A 20,166-nucleotide genomic window follows, 5' to 3' on the forward strand; every position below is an offset into this window, starting at 1 on the left:
ATTAAATACCTCTGAAAAACCATTTATCATCAACAATGATCAAATTAAATTATGACATTAGAATTTAAACACTTTGACACTAGACTAAATCAATGGATTTATGTAGATGGCAATACCACAAATACTAACTCAATTTTAACTGAAAAACTAGATAATACACTCTTAGAATTCTTCTTACCAGAGAGAGATTTTTCCTTTGGTCAAATGGATGAACACACCTCAGCAGAAAACTTGAAAAACCATCCAAATGGTGATGTTCTACTGTTGTCATCCAAGACTAGACTACTTTACGGTTCAGTAGAATGTTTAGAAGTTATTGAAAAACTCTGCCCAGATCGAAAAGACCGTGGTGCTTACGGTTCTATTTTTCTAGGTTCGTGCAAAAATGCCATTCATGAAAAGTTAAATATTCTAGTGGTTGATGATACTACTGGGGAAAATGGAAGCATATTACCAAATGATGTGGCATATAAATTAGTAGGTGACTGCTACGGACAAATTTCCCGTGAATTATACAACCAAATAAGCAACACAAATGAACAAAAAGAGAAAAGTTATGCTGTAATACAGCACCGCTTTGGTTGGAGAGAAAGTGATGGAGAAGACACAAAATACAGATTTGGTAAAGGTACACTTCGTCCTTATAAACTAGAAAAATTACCGTGGGTCAAAGGTACATCAAAAATCGACCTCATTATCCCCATATCTAGCTTCAAAGGAACAGATAAAGATAACCCATCTGCACCCATAAAACCCCAAATCAAACCAGGTTTATATAATCAAACCATTTGGTTAGGTGAAAAATCACAGTCTCAAAAAGGTAAAACTGCCATTTCTCAACTACTAGCTTCTTTCCCCCAAGGTATCAAAGACTTTGCAGAAGAATTAGAAAAGCAAGCGCAAGAACTTGCAGAAATCCAGAAAGACCCAAGGAAAGTAGGACAGTTATATTGTGAAAAATACGAAAAACGCAAAACTTTTATTGAACAGCAAAAAACTGAACAATTAGTAAATGAAGCTGTAGAAAAAGCAGTGGAATTATCTACTGATAACCCTAAGATAGATGAAAATTTATATCCAGATGATTTACAAGAAGATAGTGAATCTGAACAAGATGACTTGTTAATGTACAAAATTATCAAAGCAGACTTACTTGGCCATAGCCAACTATTAGAAACTGAGAAAGTTAAACAAGAACTTACACGATTTGTACAAAATGAATGGCGGGATATTGCCCTTGGTCGTGTCCTCACCTTTGACCGGGGAATGATTATTCCCTCCAAAGAACTCAAAAATGGTGAGATTTCTGTGCCTTGGATAGCTGAGGGTGAAAAAATTCTTAACTTTCGCTCCCCCTTCCTCAATGCTAATGGTTTATGTGTTTCCATCAACAAACACATTGAAGATTACTTAGGCCCAGATGGCAACCCCTTAGCAGGAATTATTGTGGTCAACGATGAAGACCATAAACGCATTCAAGCTAGGATTGAAGCCCTAAAAGCACAAGGTATTGAAACTGAAGAATTAGACCCCATAGAAACAGAATCAGAACGTCAAGGTCGAGATTTTGATGGTGACTGTATTGGTGTGGAATTAGCCAGTAAATATCCAAATTTTACCGCCGAAGCTGAATACAGAAACTTGCGTGAAAATGCTTATGCTCCCACAGTCAAACTGAAAAAGCAATCTTTTTACAGAGAAGATGGTACACAACCTAAATTTGAAGAAATCGCTATTCACATGAGTGATGGTATTAGCGTTGGTATTATCAATAATCATGTGACAGCACTGGAAGCTTTAGAGTCAGAAATTGAAACTTTAATAACTTATGGAAATTCTCAACAACAAACAGAATATTTAGACCAAGTTGGTAGTCATTATAAAAAATTAGTCAATTTAGAAAATAATCAAAACCATCCTCAAGCCATACGGGAAGAATACAGAGAACAGATGCAGGAATTTCTCAACCTTGTATCTGTTCAAGATAGAAATTCTCAAGTGATAGAACAAGCAATGGCAATTAATCGCAATATGTACCGACAAATGATTGAAGCAGCTTGTTTTCAAAATCAAATTGCGGTGGATTTATTTAAAAGTGCCAAAAAACCTGATATGGAGGTAATAGCTGAAAACAAACGCTATCTTTATCGAGATGTTAATTATATAAAAGATAAAAAATCTTCATCTGCTTACTTAAATGAAGGTATTACTACTACTGGCTATTCACCAGTAGAGTTACTAATTAACCAAGTTAATAAATACTTTGAAGCATCTCATTTAGAATCACGTCCTATTATCCAATTTCAAGATTTATTTAAAGGTGTAGAATTCATTCCTCAACAAAAATTTCAGGCTATTTTAGCTAAACAGGAATTTGATGATAAATTCAATGTAGCCACCAGATTAAATAAACGTCGAGAAACTGAACAAGGACCTTATGCTGTTGTCAAAACAAGCAATGGTACAGAAATTACCATCACTAATCTCACTCGCTATGAACATCCAGGAATTTGGAAAGGTTCTACACTCAATATTCGTTTAGAAGAAATTCCAGAAAAATATCGGTCTTTGCAACGTCCCCATACTTTATTAGCAATAGCACAAATTGATGGAGAGACGGAAAATGGAGAACCTAAATATTCAAAACTGGGAACAGTTAGTCAACAATCTGTAATTGACTATAAACTTAAACCAGGAATGATAACTCAGGGAGCAACATTAGTTGAACTTAAACCTGAACTGAGAGAAAGTCAAATCAAGTTACTGTTTCAAGAAGCTTATGCTGTTGCTGAAAATTTCTATAATTTAATTCCTGAAGACCAAAAATTAGCAGTTGCAGCCGCAACATGGAATATATCAGCTTCCCGACAAGATGAATTAGAACAAGGAGATAATTCAAGTTTAAACTCTCGTAAGAAAGTTTCTAACTTTGTATTTGCAACTTTTGGTAAGGAAATAGTTAGCCGATTAGATGAGTTACAATTTTCACAACTCAAAGTATTAGGAATTGGTAAGGAAGGAGATAATTTTGTTGGTAGGGAATGGAATCCGCAAGAAAAATATTCGATAGAAATACAAGCCAGTCGCTATCCTCCAGGACATGAAAGACATAATTCTAGATTGGTATTTGTCAAAGATAATGATGAAGAATACAAAGAATTTGCTGTTTTGGAACAAAGAACAGGCCAGTTACCAATTGGTACTCAAGCACAAGCATATATTAAACCAGGTGAAGCTTATACAGCTACGGCAACTATTAATTTACCATCGCAACCACCAATCAACATTACTATCAGAGAAATTAGCAAATTTTCTCATGCAGGTAAGACTTTTAATGGTGAACCAGTTACACTCACTATTGGTAATTTACCCGTTCCTGTTGACACAGCTAAAATTAAATTGGCTGGTCAAACATTAGGAGAACTGGATAATGATTCAATTCAAGAATTAAGAAAAATAAATTATTTAGCTAATGGTAATCCGCTACAACTTAAATTAAAATCTATTGGTGATAGTCAACATGAAGGTGGTTTTATTATTGCTGAATCACCTCATGGGAATTTATTAAAAATTAATAAGATTAATGTTTATGATTTTAAAGGTCAAGTTTTTACTGGAGAAGAATATAAAAGCGTTAGTTTAGAAGTACCAACCAGTAAAAATAGGGATGCTGTTTTTCTCAATGGAGAATTATTAGGAGTTCTTCACTATAAAAAAGATAAGGAAGCACTACAAAATTTGGGAGTGCTTAAACATGGTCAACAAGGTTCTGTGAATTGTACATTACAAAGTAATTTTTCTCACACTTTTATTAATATTGAACCCAATACAGTACAATATCCGCAAACTTGGACAAAGGAATCTCAAGCTTTTCAAGATAGTTCCCAATTAAATACGGTAACAAAGCAAGAGGTGATGGTTGAAAAAAGTGGACTATTACTGGAGAAGATCAAAGAACGTCCGACAATATTGTTTACTAGTCAGGAAGATAAGGTACTGGGATTAATAGGAATAGCAGTGGACAACCACAAAACAGAATTAGTTCAGAATTGGTTTAAATCTAAAAATATTGAATTTAATGTTTTACCCCCACAAGATGTACCACTAGAAACGAAAAAAGGTCTTTCTGTAATTTACTTGGTTAGTAGTACAATTCCATCTGATGACTTTGATGCTTTAAAGGCAAAGTTTGGAGAACCATTAAGTGCTGACGGAAAAAATAGTGCTTACAATGAATATCTTAATTCCCTTCCCAATAGACCACATATAATAGGGGAAAAACTAGCTAAAGTTCAGGAATTAGCTACAACCACAAGACCTGTTATAGTTACACCCAATTTATCAAATAACAATCCACCGCAGCAAACAATTGTAGTTCCTGAAAATCTACAAACTATATCCGCAATAGCTGAGATATTACCTGCTAATAGCACCATTGTCTCCAAACTGGAAGAGAAGGATGTTGTGATTTCCGGTAAACCTGTGCAAATGGTATTTCCTCTGAAAATGCACGGTGAACCCAATCCTTTACCTGTCAGCACTACTATTGAAGCTATGCGCGGATATGGTAGATGTCATACAACCAGGACTTATGAACCGTACAAAGCTTATGGGTTTAAAGAGGGGGATATAGCGATCGCTGTGTCCAGTTCTCAACAAGTTGCCTTTCAAGTAGGCAAACAATACCGCATCACCCCAGAAATGATTGCAGATCCAGCATATCAGCAACAGTGGGCAGCAATGGAAAAACACAGCAGTCGAGAACTGTCCGCTTTTAGGGATAAACCCGAAGTGTGGGGACTGCATACAGAACCGCTGGGAGATTATGTCAACGGTAAAATCCTACCTTTCCCAAATGCAAAACTTGAACAGTCATTAGTTACACCTCCTATACCACCACCTTTATCTACAACCATACCCCTGGCATCTGTCATTACTTCTCCAGTGAATATCGGTTCGAGAAGTTCTGACCCTCTAGGTGCGGCTATGACTAATCCTACTGTTAAAGCCAAGGAGTTAGGCAAAATCCAAGGGGATTACCCTGTATCTTTCCGTGATAACGCCGCAGTACCCGCCGGTAAATATGGACCAGAAACTTATGCCCAAGATAAACCTGCTGGAGTCCCTTTTGTCTCTGCTGAACAAGCTTATCAACACTACAAAACTACAGTACCTTTGGGAGAACCACGAATACAGTTAATGGCAGAAATCATTCAAGCTAAGTTAGAACAACACCCGAAGTTGTTTGCAGCTATTACCCAAAGGGGAGGTGTGGAATGGCTGGAAAACTGTACTCACTATGTCACCTCTGCCAGAGATAACTACTGGGAAGGCAAGGGTAAAGAATCTCCATTTATTCGCGCTTTGATTGAGGGATATTCTAAAGTGTTGGAAAATTCTCAGACTATTACCCAAGCATCGTCAGAAGTACCACCAAAAGAACCTGTACCAACGACTACGACTTTATCCACACCTCAAGCCAAAGATTCTGGCCAAGAAATTATTAGTTCCCCCAAAAGTTCCAACCCACTTGCTAATCTCCAACCCCTGAATGCTGCTGTAGCAACGCATATGCAAAAGGATGTGGCAATGGCTGAAGTAGCTACTCAATTCATTGGTATATCATCTGCACCACCTGAAACACCCTCTAGCACCCGTAATTATCAACAAGCTTGGGGGGAAAGGGCAAATACAGGTGTTTACTCAGACAATGACACAATTATGGTTTCAGGTTCTGGTCCTTGGAGGGGTGTTACTCAGCAACAAATTTTGGAAACTTTCAATAAACATTATGTACCACTGATTGATCAGGCGATCGCTTCCAAAAGTTCCTTTGTAGTGGGTAATGCTGCTGGTACTGACCAACTGGTAAAACAATATTTAGAGACACAGGGATACAAGCTAGAAGCTGTAAATGATGGGTACACACGCGCAGTCAAGCTAGAACAAGATACTACGCTTACTAACCAACAACCACAATCGGCTTTAGAAGTATCTTCCCCAGTACCTACACAGCCATCATCTGTGATGTCATCTCATGGGCTAAAGTTGCCTAACTCTACACCCATTTCCTCATCCAACATTGTTCAAAAGGAGGTAGTTGCTGATAAAAGTATTCAGGATCAAGAAACAACATTAGAAAAATTAAGAACTTGGTATTTGACTGCACAAAAGTTAGGTAAGTCAGCAGAATATATTCAGCGAATTGCAGAGGTTGGTAATCAATTTAAGTCAGGTGTAGAATTAACAGAGAAAGCAGTTTTAGCAATGAATAATGATTTTCAAGAATTACATTCTATCAATCGTCTTACCCAAATTTCTCAACGAATGGGGGATGTATTTGGCAGTCGGCAAGAAAACGGAGAACTTATAGTACAAGGTAAAGAATACTTGATTTCAATCAATAACTCTCATAAAGATTTAACGATTATAAAAAAAGATGGAAGTGTTTTACTCGATATTAAATTAGGACAAATTAATCAGACTCAAATATCGGCTGAAGTTATTGATGTATTTGAGGAAATTAACAATAATATCAATCAATCTTTAGCATCTGTCAAAAATCAGTATCTTCAAGTTTAATATTTAATCAATTTAGTTTTTATTCAATTGATTGGCATAAATTTATGACAACTAATCCTTTAACTATACTCACTGAAGAATCAAGTAAAATATCCCCTGATATTTCCCCTGCTAAAACTGCTTATATGTTCAGCCAACTTCTCGAATATGTTGGTTACGATGAATTAGAATCTATTCCAGTAACAGAAACAGTGAGTATTGAAGAACAAAACGATGCTATCAAAACATTGGCATCTATTATTGCTAGTCTTAATTCTGGAAGAACAGTAGAAGAATCTATTTTAATAGAATTTGAACCAGATGATATCCAATTAGAAAATCCAGAATTTATTCCTGAATCAGCAATAACTTTTGTAGATGATTTAACTGTGTATAAAATAACGGAGGAACAAGGTAATTTAAATCAAATCAATTATGATTCGATTATAGTTTTGGAAGATGAACAAGAAGAAAACAAAACAGAAATATATGAGGAAGACATTATGTTATATGTTATTCCTCTCATAATGGCAAGGTTAATGAGCGAAGGAAGTTTGGTAGAAGATAGTGAACATGGAGAAATTAGGGTTTATCAATCAGATGAATTTACTGCTTCACTACAAGTTACAGCGACAGAGGAGCAAATTTTAATCCTGAAAAGAAAACAATATTTATATTATGAAACCGAGGTTGCTTTAAATGCTGTTAGGAAAACAAATTATGCTCATTTTCAAGCTACCACAAATCAATTAACAAAAGCCGAAATAGAAAAGTTTAAACTGATAGCGTTAATGGAGTATAATCAAAGTAATCAATTACTTAAAAAGGAACAAGAGTTAGGAGAGTAATAGAATTTATGACTTAATCAATAAATCCGAAACATTGAGTAATAAAGAGTTTCAAAAACTTACAATGTATTTGGGTCAATTCCCTTAGCTTGTAATCTAGCTAGAAGAGTTTGCAATTCTTCCTCTTGGGTAGAATATCTGTTACCATTTTCGTCATACCAATATAACCATTCCCTGGTTCTACCTTGATAAGTTCCCTGTTCCCTACTAATACCTAAACCTACCTCTGGCATCCAAATTTTATCCCCTGGTTGAAGGATGTATTCTCCATTGACTAAGCGATAACCTTCTAAAGGTTTACGTTTCCGACGTAGGCGTGTAGGGGCATAAATGACATAATATAAAATGCCTAATTCTGCATAGTCTAATTTCTTTTGCTCATATTCGTAATTGTAAGTTTGAGAAACAATTTCTAAAGCTAAAATTGGGGGAATACCATCTTCTTCCCAAAGTACATAACTAGAACGTCCATTTTCACCAACAAAGCGTTCTACTCCCAAACTTAAAAACGCATCTGGGACTATAGCAGGTTTACTTCCTGCATAATAAACTCCCATATTAATACCAAAAAACCAGTCATCTCGCTTTTGCCAAATATTAACTAGGATGGCTAATAATAAGTTGGGAATTAAAATTTGTAGTTCGTTATCCACTGGGGTATCGTCTGAATCTGGTAATTCTGCTGAAGAAGGTAAACAATGTAATGTATTGTAATTTAACATATAGGACTCCTATTTAATTTTGGCGAAACTAGGTACATCTTGATTCCTTCTTTCCTGTTCCCTATTCCTTGTTTCCTGTCTTCACGAAAATTATGGCTTACACCACACTCCACGAACGTGAACACTATCAGGAATCAAACTGAATTCCTATAAATATTTAACTGTTGACGTTTAATTAAAAAAATGACTGATATCATTTCTATTTATGAGTTTCACTACTCGTTAGAGATATAGTTATTATATCTGTTGGGTTAGGAAACAGAGAACGGGAGCATCCCAATTTTGAAAAAATAAACGTAGCCACACCAAAAACTCTCTGGAATTCTCTCGCCTTAGTTTACTACAGCCCTATGCATAACAGCAGGCTTACAACAATGGGCAAAAGCTTGTATCAAGCTGCGTGTAAAGCCTGCGGCATACAAGAAAAGCAGAGCTTATGCCTACGGCAGACTACGTGAACGCTTTAGCGATACGCGCGGTCATTATTTGCGGTTCAATTATATGCAAGTATTTAGCTATCAGCAATCAGTAAATGGCGTAGCGATTGGCTGACGGTTGAATGCTTACGATAAAAATAAACTTACTCATTTCGGATGCTCCCCAGAAAACGAATAATCAACTTCTATCAATTCCTGAAACCAACATTTAGGCAAGATTGAAAGTAAAGCAGCGATAATTTTAGACTGCGATTTAATTGGCATTTCATCTAAAAAATACTGCCAATCAACATCATCTAAATTTTTATCTATCGCAAATACTTTTTTAACTATTTCCTGATGAGATTTCGTCTCCAAATCTTGCAGACTAAAATCTATATCTGTCATTTCCAATTCCTCTTTTAAAAAATCACTTATATCATCCAAATTATTCCTTTTGCTATTATTACTATTTAATAGAGAAAGGAATATTTTTAACCATTGTTTCCAACCTCCTCTAAACTCAGTTGCTAACTTGGAAATATAACCCTGACTAATACCAGAAACTGCGGCTACAACTGGTTGAGTAATCTTTTGTCCCTGTAACCAAAGTTCTTTAACTGCGGTTTCAATTTTCCACCAAGATTTCTCATCCTTACAACCCGCTTCAATCGTAATTTCTGCTGCTTGTACACATTTGACTTCATATTCTAAAAAGCTTAAATCGTAATCGGCACAGAAGTAAAAATAAAGTTCTGATTCTGGGCGATTATTTACTCTTAATCTGCCGATAGCTTGGATAATTTCAGATTGTGTAACCCAGTCAATAAAATTTTGTAACTCTTGATTTATTTCTGAGTGTTCTAACGAGTTATTACTACTGTTAGCATTTATTTCCAAATCATCTAACTGATAATCATCTTTGTCCTGACTGGATTTTAAAGTTAGATATAATGTTTCTAAATGACCGATATTCTGATAGGGAATTCCAAAAGTTGCTAAAGCTGTAATTTCCTGGAAATCGTTAGAACCGCGACTGTCTCTAAACCAACCACCATCTTCATTTTCACAGCATTTCACAAAGTCAATAAATTTGATATCACTATGACGAGACAATAATTCTTGTCGCAGTGCGCTGACTCTTTCTTGACAGTAGGAAGAACGATTTTTAGAAACTTGTCCTAATCCGGTGATTTGGATAATTTGTAAATTGTTAGTTTTAGTTATTTCTTGCTCTACAGTTAAAATTTCCTCTGGGTTAATATCAAACCACCAAGCTATGTACTCAGGTTTGGTGGTAGCGTCTAAGTAAACATTCCATTTTGTTGATTGACTAATCGTACTATGACGGGAGTTACGAGTTGTAATATTTAGCTTTCCATATTCAATGTGAATTGTACCAGGAATCTGTTTACCCCAAACTTGTAAAAACGGGATAAACCAGTTAACTATTATCTCTACTTGAATTTTCTCCACTAATTCAGAGATGGGATTACCAAACTGTTTTCGTACTTTTTTGGGTAAATCACTTAAATCTACTCCATACTTACTGGTAGAGTTAAAAATCGGTAATAAATCAGGTTGTAAAATCTGCATTACTTCTGTAATGATTTCATCTAAATTTTCTGGTGCTTTACCCAACATTCCTCGGACACCAGCATCATTCCAACCGTAGTAAGGTTGTTGAATATCTCCTGTGATACATTGTCTTAAAACTGCCCACATTGGTTGTAATTGCAGACTGATTTCAGGAGAATTAGTCATTAACTCTGCCATTACTCGGTCAATGTCGCGTAAATTGGCAGTGATAGTATTAACTGGTTGTACTGTTTGCATAACTTCATCCCAGAAAATACCGCTAGTTGACCAGTCGAAATCTTCTGGTTGGGGTGCGCTATCAGGATGGGAACGAATGCGATCGCTCTTAAAAGTCTCTTTTCTCAAATACCGATGTCCAAAACCTGCTCCAGCAACTCCACGACAAGCTTCTAGTAAGTGACAAGTAGCGCAAATAGGATTTTCTGCACCTTCAATAGAGTCTAAATTCTTGCTGCGTAAAACATTAAAAATTTGACTGCGATGACAATTACCTTTTGTATCTGGCGTTTCTCCCTGCTTAGGCCATCTTAGGTAACGTTTACCGTTTGGGGTAGTATCCCAAACCATACCTGAATTACGTACATCCAGATATTCATAATTGCGCTCAATGGTTTCTGTACTCACATTGCGAGCATGACTGGTAAAATACCATAATTTTTCTACTCCCAAAGCGGTTGGTAAAGCTGTTCCTGCATCATGGCTTTTAAATGTACCCGTGGGACTTTTATCTAAAATGTGTTTCCACCCGGCTGCAATAGCTTCAGCGTAAACTTGCAAACGCTGACCTTTTTTGAAGATAATTTTCGGTGGTTGTTGTAAAGTGCCATATTTGGGGAACTTTCCAGGTTTGTACTCAATCACCTTGCACGGTGCAATGGGTGAGGATAAACTTTGCCCATCTTCCGAAAGCAGTTGTTTATTATCAGGTTGTGATATTACGTTCGATTGATTTTTGATAACACCCTCATGGGAAAGTAGCTGTCTTTCCTCTTGTGGTATTAAGTCTGGTTGATTCTTGATAACTTCCCCATCTGTGGAAAGTTCTGTTTTTCCGTCTTCCCTATTCTCTGTTCCCCTATTTGTGGTTCTGCTAAAACCATCATGATCTGCATTTAACCCACCGGATACTCCTGAATTTTGTTGACCAAAACCTTTTTTGGGACGATAACGCTCCATCATTCGCCCAACCCACAGCTTCAGCTTGTAGAGCATTCCCCATTCTCTGTCTATCTGAGCCAGGGATTTTTGTACTTGTTCTGAACATCCAGCAAAAAACTCTTCTGGTGTTATGGTTGCGCTGACCGTTTGCGGAGCGTTTTCAAGAGAAAGCATCGTTTCATTATGCCAACTCACCACCACCTGATATCCACCTTTACGGCAGTATTCAACGCCTTTTGCATATTGGTGAATTAAATCTATGTTGTCTGTAGAGTTGGTAGCGGGTTTTAGCGTAATCAGCTTATCCTGCCCCAATTGGAATGAACCTTGTTTGAGTAGTTTTCTGATTTGCTGATGGATATGATGGCGATTCAGGTAAGCAGCAGTGCTAATTAGTTTAATCTCATCTTGCCGACCTACGGACAGTAATTCGTCAATGTCTAATTGCTCTTTGGTTTCCAGTTGTCCCCAGTCACCCACAGATAGAGAATATCTCCATTTACGGCACTGTTGTAGAGTATCTTCATTGGCTTTGGCAATGTGGGGATTGAGTATTGCACCAGCATCAGGCATCAAGCGAATTTCTTGGGGACGCAACCGCTTGAGGTAATCTTTGAGGGTTTTGTGACCATAGCGTGCGGCAACTGCTGTACCAATGACGGCAATATCAGTTTGCCCAGAACGCCACAAAAACACGGCGGTGAGTAGAGATTTGAGTGCGCCTTCGCAGAGAATTACTACTTTCACCTTTTTGGCGTTTGGATGTTTCCAGCAAAACAGAGGTAGTTCACCATTTGGTAATTGCGGTCCGCTTCCCCCCTGGTAGGCACTACTCAACCAAATGTATTTGGGTTGAGTTCGCAAGGTGGCAATTTGAAAGCCTGTGATTTGAAAATTGGGGTCAAGGGCTGCGATCGCTATTCCTTCTCTCCCCAATAGTTTACCTTCAGGTGAAATACCCGTAAGAGCCGACGTTACACCCGCAGGGGAATAAGCTCCAGGTTCCCAGCTTCTCACCCAGCCTAAGTCTTTGAGCCAGTTAATCTCTTGAGTAGTCAACTGTCGTTGTTCTTGGAGATGGGAGAAATGTTGAGTACCCAAACTACTCACTGTGGAGTTTAAAAGTAATCGGTTTTGGCGATCGCGCTCCTCAATACTCAACCCCTTGTTTGTTTGTCTACTGTCAGCCCGTTTTTGAGGCGAATACAGAGGCTTATCCTGGTTTTGGGAATTTTGGTTATCTAGAACAAATAAACCGCCCATATCGTTACGCAGGGGCTTGATAAAGCGATAACCAGCCGGGGCATCATGTTGGCTGAAACTCCGTAGGCACTCAATTAGATTATCTGGGCGAATAGCGCAACCGTGACGGTTGCCACAGACAGGACAAGGATTGCGTTTGGTGGTGTATTGACGTTTCATGGCAGCGCACTCAAAACTAGGTGAGTAGTCCCCGCAGGGCTGGAATAGATGTTCTGACTAGCATACAACCCGGTTTTGAGTAGTTTTTTTTCGGCCATATCTATATAATGTGCAATTTTTAGGTGATTTTGGTGGTTAGGGGGTTAAAGCTTTATTGGGTAAGGGTTTCATGAAAATCAATTATCACAAGGGGGGGAGTTAATTATCACAACGGGGGGAGTTAGTGAGTAGTCGAAAATTGCCCTTTTTAATTCTCAATAAGGGTGAGTAGTTTTTATTCTTGAACGTAATATCAATAGTTTTGAGTTTTATTATTATCAATAAGCTGGATGTTTATCACAAATGGGGGATTTAGCGATCGCCTTTCAATTTGGTGTTGGTGATAGTTCCTTGAGGGGGAGTTAGTGAGTAGTCGAAAATTGCCCTTTTTTTATTCTCAATAAGGGTGAGTAGTTATTATTTTTGAACGTAATATCAAAGACTTTGTGCTTTATTATTGTCAATAAGCTAGATGTTTATCGCCCGCCATCGGCACTCACCGCACCACCCCTTGAGACTGCACCTAAATTTCTCAAAGCCTCTAAACAAGATAAAGCCACAGTTCAGCAACAGCCCAAAAAGAATAAACACCTTGGGCTGCGACCATCTAAAAAAGATAAATTAGGCGGCAATCCTCCACCAAAACCAATTCCGAAAAAAAGCCCCTTGCGGGTGAGGCACAAACAGACTTATAGCGATTGCATCTTGGTGCAAACCATACTTGCAATTTATCATTCGCCTGTGGATTACTTGGTCTACATTCCAGCAATTAATATTTAGGTACTACGTCCAACTGCTGCATTAATGCCATTGTGTCACCTTGTCCCCAATGCTCTACAATTTTGCCATTCATTACACGATCAATATGAATAACTGAAAACGTAACTTGCTTTCCTGTCGGGGGAATGCCCATAATTTCTCCAGAATAAGTGCCACTAAACGTCCCACGGGTGACGACTAGATCGTTTTCAGCAATCACATCGGAAAACGTGTGGCGACCATCTGGAAAAGCAGCACGCATCATCAGTGTATACTTAAAGAAGGCATCAGCCCCAAAGAGTTTATTGTTCCCCATCACACAGCCAGTAATATCTGGGGCAACAAACGCTCTACCTTTTTCGATGTCTCCTAAATCAAAGGATTCGTATGCTTGCAGGACAATGGATTTATTTTGTTCTAATGACATTGCAGATTTTTGTATTGGAAGTGTTTCGTTGCGAATCTACCTCATAAGCCCCTAGCCTGCATTGACTTAAGTTAAGAAAGCTTCTTCACGATGGACTCTGCGTTTCAATCGACTCAGGGATTCTGGCTCGATACCAAGATACGATGCTAGATAGTATTGAGGAATGCGCTGCAAGAGTGAAGGTTCAGTTTGAATCAGGTTGAGATAACGCTGTTCAGGCGTATCTCTGAAAAGAGAAAGCAATTTAGAGCGCAGCATAAACGCAAGGCTTTCAGCATGGAGTCGAAGAAATTTTTGACCATCTGGTGCTACTTCAAAAGCGTGAATTACCTGATGATTAACAAGTAGTACCTCAGAGTCCTCAATTGCCTGACAGGAAAAACACGCGGGTCGCTGCTTGCGGAAACTTTCATAGTCACCTAGCGGTTGATGTTCAGCGTGGAAGAACAGAGTAAGCTCTTTTGCGTCTTTGAGGAAAAATGTTCTCAGACAACCAGACAGTGTCAAGCCGACAAAATCACAGACATCGCCTTCCCGAAACAAGAATTCTCCCTTGTAAACCTTTCTTGACTCTAGCAGTGGCTCAACAACGGCCACATCAATTTTAAATTCAGGCAAAATCTGCCGAATAAATTCATAAAACGGTTTATACATTTGACAATCTGAACTTTAGCTTTTGATGCCTACACATATTTTATTGCCAAGGCATCAATAATTTTCTCATAGATGCTACTAGATAAAATAATGGCTGTGCATTATACCTGTAATTAGTCATCTCATTGCAACCATAAGCAGGTTTTATAGTTCAACGAAAGAATGAGGTTTATAGAAGTTGGGAATAATATTTTTTATTCAGATGAGATGATATATCATCAGCAATTGCTGTAATTAATCTATGGTGTACTTCTGACCATAAATCAGGATTTTCTAAATAGGTATTCATCCCTGGAAATGGTGAAGTCATAGGTTTTGGTTCTATCTATTTATGACTTTAGTATATATCAATCCAAACTCTCTTAATTTTGACCACTCAGCACCTTGACACAAAATACCTAAAATTTTATTCAACTCCTTAATATAGTAATTATTCAGAAAATAAATCAGCTTCTTCATCAATTGTAATGTTAAAATTTTTCCTAAACTTAGTGAAGCTAAAATCACTATAAGCCATTGCTCTTACGTAATTATTTTCAACAGTTTATCTAAAATTTAAAATCTCTTTAATTATAGCAGTATACTTTTCAGGAATAGGTGCATTTTTACCTTTAGTCTCAATATCCCTGACCCAGCTTTGACTCATACCTACAGCATGAGCAAAATCTCTTTGACTCATTTTTTTAGCTGTTCTCATTTGTTTAACCAAGTTGCCAGTTATTTCCTTGATAACAGGTATATTCCTAATTGTTACTTTACCATTACTTACTCCCGAAGTTTTAGCTATGCCAGAATTATTTATGACAACATCAACCTGACTTTGTGTTTTTACACCAGCTTTATTAGATTTTGTGTGAAATTTTGTATTTTTTTGATTTTTTACTGATTTATTATTATTTATCTGTGAAGAAGGTAACTTAAAACTTAACTTAGCAGGTAATAAAATATTTTGAATATAATTATCTGGTAACTTCTTCTTCCCCAGTAACTTTTGATTTCTTTCTTGAGGTGATAAATGAGCTAGTTCTTCTGGTATTGCCCACAAAGGTCTTAACCACATTGGGTAGGTTTGATCATCAAACTCAATCGTCATATTAACTTTATCTTTTAATAGCAGAAAAGCTTCTTCTAAATCTTCTCTCAATCGCCAACCATACCGATAATCACTGACTGCTTTTTCAATTTGAGAATCTGGTAAGATATTACTCAATAAATTATGAATTGTGTAAGTACCATTTTTATGAGCGCGATTATTTTGAATAATATATAAAGCAAGTTCAAAAGCTAGTTTATGTTTATGTGCATCTAAATCAAAGACTTGCTTAGGCATAAACCCACATTGATAGAGGGCAGTTTTTGATTTTTCTCCTTCAGCATTGAGAAAATTATAAGTCCAAAGTCCAGGCTGTACACGAATTATTACCTCTAATAAATCTTCCGGTTCTTGAAATAAATTAGGCTGACTATATTCCTGTACACTTACCATCCACAATAAACAACGTTCTTTAATACAAAGATTTAAATCGCCTTCATACCACTGAATTACCGCTCCCAAAGTACCCACAACCATAGCCAAATCTGCTATAGCTTTGAGTTTTTGTGATTTACTGAGTTTTTTACTTTTATATATTTGCAGCGTCTTAATTAATTCTGAACCACGCAGGATAAAAGGCTGTTTCCAAGGTTCTTTTTGTTGTGTAGCATAAGTAGCAAATACTGCGTGTAATCTAGCAGCCATTACACCGTACTTTTCCAGGATTTGGTGTTCCGCACCATCCAAGATATATTGTGGTTGATGTGCTTGTTGGTGAAGTATGTAGAACTCGATATAACGACCTTTACCAAATTCTTTTGAGAAGTAAAGCTTGCCATCACTATATTTATTCCAATCAGGTTGTTTAAGGTATGCTTGGGTAGCACTAATAATTGGCGCACTTGTTGCTGTCATCTCGTAGTTGTTGTTTATAAATAGCGGTTGTTCTGTGAAAGGAAGGTTTTTAGCTTTCCTAAATCGTTTAGTAGCTACTGGTATTTGTGGATTAGCAATAGCGCCAGTTCCAGTTTTGCGTGTAGCATCTGCTGGGTAAGGTATTGCTAATTGATAACCTGATAATTCAGGTTTTGGATATCTTCTATTATTCTCTCTTACTGACACCAAAACTGTCCTCCCCCAAATTACCAAATGTTGACCTGATTAGAAGTTTCATTTCGCTGTAGATACTGTTAAAATTCAGAAATGTTGATTTTCATAAGCACAAGATTTATAGGCATACAAGGAAAACCCATATACCTTTAAATTTGTTATTTATTAATGAATTGCTACTTTTTTAAAACCTGCTACTTATAAGCCTCTTGCAACAATTAATCTTAATTAATGTTGGTTAAGCTATGGCTACGCCATTCAAGCTATCAAGGGTTTTTATTTGAATTTTCACTTCTATCTGCCTCAGATATTGTCTCTTGGCTTAAAATCCTGAATATTAAGCCACTTCTGAAACTACAGTACCTACGAAATTTTCATCAATATCTGTATTTTGCTTTTCATTCTCGTGTGAAAGCTTTTCTTCTACCAGTTTTGTCAACCAGTCCATAACAGTTAAACCTGAATCTTTAGCAGCATCTTGGAGCAGAGGTTGTAACTGTGCTGGAAGTTGTAAAGTCAGGTTAAAGGTTTCTCGTAATGGGATGACATTTTTTCTAACTTGAGAAGATTCTCCAAAACGGTAAGTCCAGTATTCGCATTCTGCACCCCGTTGGTTGCCGTCTTTCTCAACAAAGCTTAATTTACCCAGGCGATCGCAATAAAAACTTTGGTGATCATCTTTTATCAACTCTTGACTAGAATGACGGCAATTCCAGCAACTACGGTTTAATGATTGCTCAGAATTATCAGTTGATTGCTGTTGTTGCTCAAAAGAGTGCTTTTGCCTAGATTTATTTGCTGAGTTCTCACGATGGTACTCTCTGGCTACTTGGGCAACATAATCAGCTGTAACTTTTCTATTGGGGGCTGTAGAAACTGCTTTAGCCCAAGCTTCGCGTTGTTTTTCTGGGGGTAGTGTTACTAAAGGTCTGATTTGGCGTTCGTTCGTAGGCAGAATTTGATTTTGTGATCCATGGGTCACATTTACAAAACTTTGTGATCCACGGGTCACATTTTCATAAACCAATGCAGCTTGTATCAAGCGATAAGCAGACCGTCGGGACATTTCCCAACGGTTCAGGCAATATTCATCAAAGGTTTTGTAACTTTGCCGATAAAGCTGTTTATCTCGAATTTGACCCAAAGATTGTCCGATGTCCCAAAAAGCTCTTAAACCCTTTTCAATTCTGTCCTCTAATCTACCTAGTTCGACTGTTATGGCTTCGCCACGCAGGCTATCTCCTTCATTCAGATGATCCGCGCTGTTTGATAGGTATTGATTAGCTGCCTGATTTTGTTCAGAGTTCGTCTCCATTGGATCAATATCTTCGGCAACAGTAAGATTTTGTGTATCCAAAAAGATGGTAGAATTAGAAGATAACCCTGCTTGGTTCTCTCCTCCATTCATAGAGACTCGATTTAAGTCTATTGTGTACGTCATAACTTTAGATTTGAGAGTGATAACACCTTGTTTATTGACAGATGCTTTCTCAAGTAGATTTTGTTACTTGCCCCCTGCAATATTAATAATCTTGCACAGCGCAATATAAGTTGCATCTAAATTTATAATTTCTTAACAATTGATGTTGACTAATATGGCACTAGGTCTCCCACTAAAACAGATGCAATAACCATTTCTAGTCGATGCAGTTCAAGTTTTCATATAGCGGACTGGAGTTTTATAAAATATGCTTATATACACTATAATATTTATTTACTGAGAAAGGCTTTGTCTTTATTCACTCAATCGCACACTGCCATAATCCTCTTTTATCAACATTAGATAAATTAATGAAGTTGCGTTATTTTACCCAACGAAGAATTAAGGTTTTACCCTACTTTGACCGAAGAGGGATAAGTACGGAAAGTATGGAAAATTTCGTAATTGCTCAATAATTTAGGGCAAAAATGATTGTTCACTCCCCCCTCTAAAATTGTTGAACCCCTTGATTTATTGTTGAAGATAGGTGAAGAGAGCGAATAGCTAATGGGTAAATAGCTCAAGAAAAACCTCAAAAGACGCAAAATCGTTACCGATACGGTAGTTCTTCCCTAATTATTGAGCTAATAGAAAATTTTAACTTCTTACCTAATAAGGGTGATAAAATGTATTTCTTAGGAACAGCCCAACTAGAATTGAGTAGTTAGGCACAATTTAATAAAAAACCTCTCTTCAAACCTTTATCTTGTGATATAAGGAGCTTTCACTTCCTTTTCAAGGAGTCGGAGGGTTAGGTTTGTCATATTTTTTATCGCTTATTTACTTACAACACCTGTTAGGGATGAAAGAAACATATCGTGTTCTTATAATGATTTACCTGTTACCTGTTTGATTAGAACATTATTTGTCTTCACCAATCCTATCAATTAAGTAAAACGTGCGATAAAAATTAACTGTTGTACTTGTTGAAAAAGCAAAAGTAAATTTTATAACTGGTAGAACCAGGTTTTCTACTATGCAAAAACGTCATAAACGATTAGTCGAGTTAATTGAACATTTATTAAAAGAAGGCTGGACTCAAACAACTTTATCTGTAGAAATCGGTGTTGATTTTTCAACTGTATATAGATGGTTGAAAGGTAAAGCCATTCCCGAAACTGACTCTAAAAATTTCTTGCGTTTAGCAAAATTGAGTGGTGGTGATAGTGAAACTCTGGAACAATACTTAGAAGGTTATATATCTCTATCTACTTACCTTCAAAATTTTGATTTGGACAAAAACTCATTAAATACTGTTACACCTAGCAATAAATATCCTGTTGAACAAATTAAGAAGGAAGTCATGGCACGAATTTATACCCTAGATCCAGTAGATATTGCTGATATAATCAACACAAGTGTAAAATTTTTAGCAGAAAGTAGCAAACCAGCTATAAGAGCATAAGCTAATTATTAATATTATAGCTTGTGCTGTTAATTGTACCACTACCAAAAGATATAAAAAAGGTATAAAAATTTTATAAACCGGAATTTGATGTCAAGTTCCATTTGCTAAGTTGTGGTTTTATATTGGTATGTCCAGTATTGTAAAATACCCAAAATAACTTGGCTGTATTTTATCCTGTTCTGCCCAGGTAAAGGTACAAAGATTGATTTTTATTAGGTAATTTCTCTCTAATCTTTATATAAATGCCATTCAAAAAAATAGCACCCAAGATATAGAGGGCTAATCTAGCCTTACCTAGAGAAATTTAATAAAATTCAATCTTTTGGATGTTGTTTTTCTATCTTTATTTTGATATGGAAATTATTTAAATTTTTTCTTTCTGATAATCATTAAATACACCATAGAGTTTACTCTATGGCTAAATCTTAAGAAAATATTAAATTAATATATTTGTCATCTATCTAACTTAATAGATAAGTTAGCATTTCTAAATATCATCATTAATACTGCCAAATCAGAAGAAACCGCAA

At 36.7% G+C, this 20,166-nt stretch carries 11 protein-coding genes; 4 read left to right on the plus strand and 7 right to left on the minus strand.

Annotated elements, in window-relative coordinates; translation table 11 throughout:
- Positions 1-51: 51 nt before the first annotated feature.
- Both H6G59_RS12540 and H6G59_RS12545 read left to right on the plus strand, forming a co-directional pair.
- On the plus strand, positions 52-6,582 hold the full coding sequence (locus H6G59_RS12540; RefSeq protein ID WP_190714899.1) for a hypothetical protein: 6,531 nt from the start codon (positions 52-54) through the stop codon (positions 6,580-6,582).
- Between the two features lie 44 nt (positions 6,583-6,626).
- Positions 6,627-7,409: a hypothetical protein gene (locus H6G59_RS12545; RefSeq protein ID WP_190714901.1), complete on the plus strand. Its 783-nt coding sequence runs from the start codon at positions 6,627-6,629 to the stop codon at positions 7,407-7,409.
- Between the two features lie 59 nt (positions 7,410-7,468).
- Here H6G59_RS12545 and H6G59_RS12550 read toward each other — a convergent pair whose 3' ends face one another.
- The gene (locus tag H6G59_RS12550) at positions 7,469-8,131 is read right to left on the minus strand and encodes a Uma2 family endonuclease (protein ID WP_190714902.1); all 663 of its coding nucleotides are present in this window, start codon (positions 8,129-8,131) and stop codon (positions 7,469-7,471) included.
- Between the two features lie 584 nt (positions 8,132-8,715).
- Positions 8,716-12,726 (minus strand): hypothetical protein, encoded by a 4,011-nt coding sequence (locus H6G59_RS12555; RefSeq protein WP_190714904.1) that lies wholly within the window; start codon positions 12,724-12,726, stop codon positions 8,716-8,718.
- Positions 12,727-13,188: 462 nt separating this feature from the next.
- Here H6G59_RS12555 and H6G59_RS12560 point away from each other — a divergent pair, with 462 nt between their 5' ends.
- Positions 13,189-13,545, plus strand: coding sequence for a hypothetical protein (locus H6G59_RS12560; RefSeq protein ID WP_127055556.1), 357 nt, complete (start codon positions 13,189-13,191; stop codon positions 13,543-13,545).
- On the opposite strand, the gene H6G59_RS12565 is transcribed toward H6G59_RS12560, so the two are convergent.
- From H6G59_RS12565 to H6G59_RS12585, 5 genes are all read right to left on the minus strand, one after another.
- Positions 13,535-13,951 (minus strand): ester cyclase, encoded by a 417-nt coding sequence (locus tag H6G59_RS12565; RefSeq protein WP_127055557.1) that lies wholly within the window; start codon positions 13,949-13,951, stop codon positions 13,535-13,537. The two genes, H6G59_RS12560 and H6G59_RS12565, sit on opposite strands and share 11 nt — an antisense overlap.
- Before the next feature lie 66 nt (positions 13,952-14,017).
- Entirely contained in the window at positions 14,018-14,605 is a 588-nt protein-coding gene (locus H6G59_RS12570) for a Crp/Fnr family transcriptional regulator (RefSeq protein WP_127055558.1), read from the minus strand.
- Positions 14,606-14,774: 169 nt separating this feature from the next.
- Positions 14,775-14,915 carry a DUF4058 family protein gene (locus tag H6G59_RS12575; RefSeq protein ID WP_199321036.1) on the minus strand — a complete coding sequence of 47 codons (141 nt, stop codon included), beginning with the start codon at positions 14,913-14,915 and terminating at the stop codon, positions 14,775-14,777.
- A 234-nt stretch (positions 14,916-15,149) separates the two neighbouring features.
- A complete protein-coding gene (locus tag H6G59_RS27735; RefSeq protein ID WP_190714906.1) occupies positions 15,150-16,760 on the minus strand; it encodes a helix-turn-helix domain-containing protein in 1,611 nt (536 codons plus the stop codon).
- A 325-nt stretch (positions 16,761-17,085) separates the two neighbouring features.
- Positions 17,086-18,189: a hypothetical protein gene (locus H6G59_RS12585; RefSeq protein WP_190714908.1), complete on the minus strand. Its 1,104-nt coding sequence runs from the start codon at positions 18,187-18,189 to the stop codon at positions 17,086-17,088.
- 1,015 nt (positions 18,190-19,204) lie between these two features.
- Here H6G59_RS12585 and H6G59_RS12590 point away from each other — a divergent pair.
- Positions 19,205-19,633, plus strand: a complete 429-nt coding sequence (locus H6G59_RS12590; RefSeq protein ID WP_127055568.1) for a helix-turn-helix domain-containing protein — start codon at positions 19,205-19,207, stop codon at positions 19,631-19,633.
- Positions 19,634-20,166: the final 533 nt, after the last annotated feature.

The organism is Anabaena lutea FACHB-196, assembly GCF_014698305.1.
GTDB classification, from domain to species: domain Bacteria; phylum Cyanobacteriota; class Cyanobacteriia; order Cyanobacteriales; family Nostocaceae; genus Anabaena; species Anabaena lutea.